This is a genomic window from Streptomyces sp. KR55 (assembly GCF_052245645.1).
GTDB lineage: Bacteria > Actinomycetota > Actinomycetes > Streptomycetales > Streptomycetaceae > Streptomyces > Streptomyces flavusporus.
In genome coordinates, this window is record NZ_JBQQCE010000570.1 from 1 (window position 1) to 5,583 (window position 5,583).

5 protein-coding genes are annotated in these 5,583 nt (G+C 72.5%); 3 read left to right on the forward strand and 2 right to left on the reverse strand.

Annotated elements, in window-relative coordinates:
* A partial coding sequence (locus ACTWQJ_RS45465; RefSeq protein WP_443312251.1) for a hypothetical protein occupies window positions 1-1,772 on the forward strand: 1,772 nt, incomplete at its 5' end.
* A 77-nt stretch (window positions 1,773-1,849) separates the two neighbouring features.
* Here the strand turns inward: ACTWQJ_RS45465 and ACTWQJ_RS45470 are convergent.
* Together ACTWQJ_RS45470 and ACTWQJ_RS45475 are read right to left on the reverse strand one after the other, a co-directional pair.
* The gene (locus tag ACTWQJ_RS45470; protein WP_443312252.1) at window positions 1,850-2,701 is read right to left on the reverse strand and encodes a transglutaminase-like domain-containing protein; all 852 of its coding nucleotides are present in this window, start codon (window positions 2,699-2,701) and stop codon (window positions 1,850-1,852) included.
* 23 nt (window positions 2,702-2,724) lie between these two features.
* Window positions 2,725-3,741 (reverse strand): GNAT family N-acetyltransferase, encoded by a 1,017-nt coding sequence (locus tag ACTWQJ_RS45475; RefSeq protein WP_443312253.1) that lies wholly within the window; start codon window positions 3,739-3,741, stop codon window positions 2,725-2,727.
* A gap of 141 nt (window positions 3,742-3,882) precedes the next feature.
* Between ACTWQJ_RS45475 and fdxA the strand changes: the two genes are divergently transcribed.
* Together fdxA and ACTWQJ_RS45485 are read left to right on the forward strand one after the other, a co-directional pair.
* Window positions 3,883-4,203, forward strand: coding sequence for a ferredoxin (fdxA, locus tag ACTWQJ_RS45480; RefSeq protein ID WP_018089397.1), 321 nt, complete (start codon window positions 3,883-3,885; stop codon window positions 4,201-4,203).
* Between the two features lie 150 nt (window positions 4,204-4,353).
* Window positions 4,354-5,451, forward strand: a complete 1,098-nt coding sequence (locus ACTWQJ_RS45485; protein ID WP_443312254.1) for a bifunctional succinyldiaminopimelate transaminase/glutamate-prephenate aminotransferase — start codon at window positions 4,354-4,356, stop codon at window positions 5,449-5,451.
* Window positions 5,452-5,583: the final 132 nt, after the last annotated feature.

Here is a 5,583-nt window from a genome sequence, read left to right on the forward strand (position 1 = left end):
CTGCGGCGCGTCCGGGCAGTGGCCGCCCCGGTGGCGTGGTCGGCTCCATGAACATGCCGGGCGGCTCCCGGCCCGGTGACGCCGCCCGCTCCGGCGGAGGCGGTACGAACGGTGCCGGGCTGCCCGGCGCCACCGGCGGCCCCGTGGCTCCCGGGCACGGCGGCGGTACCGGCTCCTTCGACGTGACCGAGGCGCTCGCGGCGGGCTCGCTGAGCAACGGCTCGGCCCCCGGCCCGGGCGGCTCCGGCGAACCCCGCCGCGACGACCTGCCGTACTTCGCGGAGAACGGCCAGGGCGGATACGGGCATCAGTCCACGCCCAACGGCCCCAACGGCCTGAGCGGCCCCAACGGTCGGAACGGCTCCGCCGGCCTGAGCGGTCACGGGGGGCTGGGCGGACCGGGCAGCCACGGCGGCCAGGGCAGCCCGCAGGGCCCCGCGGGCCCGACCGGCGGCCCGGTCACCGGCGACGGCCCCCTCGTCCCGCCGCCCACGGGCGGCCCCGGCGCATCCGGCAGGCCGGGCACCGTTCCCGGCGGCCCAGGCACCGCCCCGCACACCGGCCGCGGCCCCGGCGGCGGTATGAGCGACGACACTGCGATCCTCACCCCGCAGAAGCAGGTCCCCGAACCGCCCCCCGGCAGCGCCTTCGGCGTTCCCGACAACGTCTCCGGGCACACCGTCACCAGCGGCATCCCCGTCGTGCCGTCTGCCGACCGCGGCACGCCCTTCGGACCCGGCGCGCCCGCCGACGGGCCGCTGCCGCACACGCCGCCCAAGCTGCCCGAGCCGGTGCAGCAGAACGTGCCCGCCGCCGCGCCCAAGAAAAAGAAGGGCCGCAACAAGCTGGTTCTGCTCGGCGGCGGCGTGTTCTTCGTCGCCGGAGTCGCCTACGGCGCCGGTCTGCTGATGAACCACTCCGACGTGCCCAAGGGCACCACCGTGCTCGGCGTCGACATCGGCGGCGGCACCCGCGACGACGCCGTCAAGAAGCTCGACGAGGCCCTCGGCGACCGCATCGACAACCCGCTGAAGCTGTCCGTCGACGGCGACACCGTCTCGCTCAGGCCGGACCAGTCGGGGCTCCAGTTCGACGTCGACTCCACGGTCGGCGCCGCCGCGAAGAGCGACTACAACCCGGTCTCCGTGATCGGCTCGCTCTTCGGACAGGAGCGGGTCGTCGAACCGGTCATGCCGATCGACGAGGAGAAGCTGAAGGCGTCCCTGGAGGACGCGGCGGGCGGCGCCGGCACCGCGACCGACGGCACGATCAAGTTCGAGTCCGGCAAGGCCGTCGCCGTCTACGGCAAGGCCGGCAAGGGCATCGCCGTCGACCAGGCCACCGACGCCGTCGAGGAGGCGTACCGCTCCCAGGTCGAGACCGGCACGTCCACGCCGGTGCAGCTGCCGACGACCACCCGGCAGCCGACGGTCTCCAACGCCGAGGTCGACCGGATGATGAAGGAGTTCGCCGAGCCGGCGATGTCCGACCTCGCCACGGTCCAGACCGACGCGGCGCACAGCATCGACTTCGGCCCTGTGTCACTGCCCAAGATCCTCGGCTTCAAGGCAGTCGACGGCAAGCTCGTGGAGACGTACAACCTGAAGGCGCTCGAGGAGGCGTACGGCAGCACCTTCGACGGCGTGCAGATCGAGGGCGCGAGCGGGAAGCGTGACGTTCTGCCGGAGGACGTCGCCTCCGCGTTGCGCAAGGCTCTGCGCGGCAAGACGCCGGCGGAGCGCACCGGAGTCATCGACACCACCCCCAACTAGGGGCTGGCTGACGCAGAGGAGGGGGCGCCCGGCGACCGCTGGGCGCCCCCTCCGTCGTATGCCCCCGCGGCGAACCGCTAATTGAGCATCGCCCGAGCCGCCGAAGCCTCCCCCCGCACCCGCTCGGCCGCCCCCTCGTCCACCGCACCCACCACCTCCGCATACGCGTCCAACTCCCGCGCCCCTTCCAGGAAATCCCCTCGCCGCACCAGCAACTGCGCCCGCTCGTACCGCAACCGCGCAGGATGCGTCGGCAGCAACAGCGACAGCTCGACGGCCCACAACGCCACGTCCGTCCGCTCGGCCCGCGCAGCCGCCCACGCCCGGATGTTGTTCAGGATCCGCAGTACGACGTCCAACGGCGCCGCGGGCACCAGCATCGAGGAATCCAACGGCGCCCCCGTGGCCCCCACGACCAGCAGCTCCGCGGCGTTCCCGGTCAGCACCCGCCCCCCGTCGAACGGGTCGGCGAGCACCTGCTCCTCCGGCTCCCCGAACCCGACCACGAAGTGCCCCGGCAGCGCCACCCCGTACACCGGAGCCCCCGCTCGCCGCGCCACCTCCACCCACACCACCGACAGCAGAATCGGCAGCCCGCGCCGCCGCCGCAGCACGGCATGCAGCAGCGAGGACTCCAGACGCTGGTAATCGCCCGGCGTGCCGTGGAATCCGCACCGCTCCCCGAGCAGTTCATGCAGCGCCTCGGCCCAGACGCGCGGCCCACCCGGCCGGAAGGGCAGCCGCCCGGCCAGCTCGTCCAGCTCCACCTGCGCGGCGTCGATCCCGGCGTCGTCCAGCGCCCCGTCGGCCTCCGCGCCGACGAGCAGACACAGCGCGGCCAGATCGGGCCGCTCGGACCGCGCCTCCTCGGCGAACCGTCGCCGCGCCTCGGCGGACCGCTCCGGCGGTGGAGGGAAGGGGGGTTGCATGACCACCTGCCGACCTCCCGCTGTCAGTGCCCAGGCGCGCCGGACGCCTGCGGCTCCCGGTAGTGGTGGTACGCATGATGCGCAGTGAAGCCCATCCCGGTGTACAGCGCCCGTGCCCCCACATTGTCCGTCTCGACCTGGAGCCACGCCGCCGATGCGCCCTCGTCGAGCGCCTGCCGGGCCAGCGCGGCCATCACAGCGCCGGCCAGTCCCCGCCGCCGTAGCGCCGGATCGACCTCGACGGCGGCGAACCCGGCCCACCGCCCGTCGACCACACACCGCCCGATCGCCGCAGGCGCCCCCGCGCCTGCACCGGGCACGGTCGCGAACCACACCGAGGGCCCGCTCCCCAGCACCTTCAGCGCCACCTCGCTCACGCCCTTGCGCTGATACCGCGCCAACCAGGCCGCGTCCGCCTCCCGGGACAGCACGACCCCGGCCCCCTCGGCCCGGTCGGCGACCGGCGCGAGTGCCCCGGTCCACAGCTCGGCGGTCACCTCACGCACCCACCCGCGCTCCTCCAGCTCCGCGCACAGCAGCTCCTGTGTGCCCTCGGCGCCGGTGGCGGTCTGGATGTACGCGGGCAGGCCGCGGTCGCGGTACCACCGCCGTACGACGGTCAGTGCCTCGTCGAGCGGCAGGCCGGGGTCGCCGAGCGGCAGCACGGAGTTGGCCCGCCGGGTGAACCCGGCGGCGGCCCGCAGCTCCCACTCGCCGAGCCGTTCGCTCTCCACCGGCCGCCACGCCCGGGCCACAACCCGCACGAGCTCCTGGTATGACGCGGACGGGCCCCGCCGCCGGGCCGGTGCCGCGGGCACCACCTTGCCCGCGACCAGCGAGGATTCCTCGATCCGGACGCGTTCACCGTCCCGTCGTGTGATCACCAGCACCCCGTTGTTCCAGGATGTGAGAACACCCACCGTGTCGGTGAATTTCTCCTGCGTGACACCAGGGTGGCCCAACCGCCGTACGGAGACCCGTTTGCCCACGTCAGCAGCGGTGATACGGATCTCGAGGCGTCCTATCGACGAGAATTCCACAGGTCAGTCCACCCCTCCTGTTCGGATCATGCCCAATAACGGAGATACTAGAGGCGGGCATCGACGACGCCGCGCTCCCGCGCGCCAGGCGGCGGAGCCTGAGGAGGCCCGCCAGCGCCCGTATCGAGGAGGAACGACAGCGTGACCTACGTCATCGCGCAGCCTTGTGTCGACGTCAAGGACAAGGCGTGCATCGAGGAGTGCCCGGTCGACTGCATCTACGAGGGCTCCCGGTCCTTGTACATCCACCCGGACGAATGCGTCGACTGTGGTGCCTGTGAGCCGGTCTGCCCGGTCGAGGCGATCTTCTACGAGGACGACACTCCGGAAGAGTGGAAGGACTACTACAAGGCGAACGTCGAGTTCTTCGACGAACTCGGCTCGCCCGGCGGCGCCAGCAAGCTCGGCCTGATCGAGCGCGACCACCCCTTCATCGCCGCGCTTCCGCCGCAGAACCAGTAAGCGGCCCGCTGGGAGGACCCCAGCCGTCGCTTGAGGAGCGTTGCCTCGGTCCCGTACGGCCTGATCGCCCTCGCGGCGGTCACCGTCGTACGGGACCGAGGCGTTTGCCGTCCCGAACGGCTCGTACGCACGAGAAAGTGAGCCAGAACCGTGTCCGCAGTCTCCGACCGCCTGCCCACCTTCCCCTGGGACAAGCTGGCGCCCTACAAGCAGACGGCCGCCGCCCACCCGGACGGCATCGTCGACCTGTCCGTCGGCACCCCGGTCGACCCGGTCCCCGAGCTGATCCAGAAGGCGCTCGTCGCGGCGGCCGACTCCCCGGGCTACCCGACGGTCTGGGGCACGCCGGAGCTGCGTGACGCGATCACCGGCTGGCTGCGCCGCCGCCTCGGCGCCCGGGGCATCACCCACCGCCACGTCCTGCCGATCGTCGGCTCCAAGGAACTGGTCGCCTGGCTCCCCACCCAGCTGGGCCTCGGCCCCGGCGACAAGGTGGCCTACCCGCGCCTCGCCTACCCGACCTACGAGGTGGGCGCGCGCCTGGCCCGTGCGGACTACGAGGTCTACGACGAACCGACCGAGCTCGACCCGGCGAACCTGAAGCTCCTCTGGCTCAACTCACCCTCCAACCCGACGGGCAGGGTCCTGTCGAAGGAGGAACTGACCCGGATCGTCGCCTGGGCCCGCGAGCACGGCGTGCTGCTCTTCTCCGACGAGTGCTACCTCGAACTGGGCTGGGAGGCCGACCCGGTCTCCGTCCTCCACCCGGACGTCAACGGCGGCTCCTACGAGGGCATCGTCTCGGTCCACTCGCTCTCCAAGCGCTCCAACCTCGCGGGCTACCGCGCGGCTTTCCTGGCCGGCGATCCGGCCGTCCTAGGCCCCCTCCTGGAGATCCGCAAGCACGGCGGCATGATGACGTCGGCGCCCACCCAGGCGGCCGTGGTGGCCGCCCTCGGCGACGACGACCACGTCCGTGTCCAGCGCGAGCGCTACGCGGCCCGCCGCACGGCGCTGCGCGAGGCGCTGCTGAACCACGGCTTCCGCATCGAGCACAGCGAGGCGAGCCTGTACCTCTGGGCCACCCGCGACGAACCCTGCTGGACCACGGTCGCCCACCTGGCCGACCTTGGCATCCTGGTGGCCCCCGGCGACTTCTACGGCCCAGCAGGCGAAAACTTCGTACGCGTAGCCTTCACGGCGACGGACGAGCGGGTACGAGCAGCGGTAAAGCGCCTGGCCGTGTAAGCAGACCGAGCCGCTGTGGGCAGTCGTCGTTCCGCCGGTACCGCTGTGGGCAATCGTTCCGCCGGTACCGCTGTGGGCGGTCGTTCCGCAGGGCGATGGGAGTCCCCCAGCTCGAGCGAAGTCGAGAGTGGG

What these genes read in the sequence shown, in the direction of transcription:
- ACTWQJ_RS45470 (WP_443312252.1), bottom strand. Translation starts at nt 2,701, where the DNA reads ATGCAACCCCCCTTCCCTCCACCGCCGGAGCGGTCCGCCGAGGCGCGG.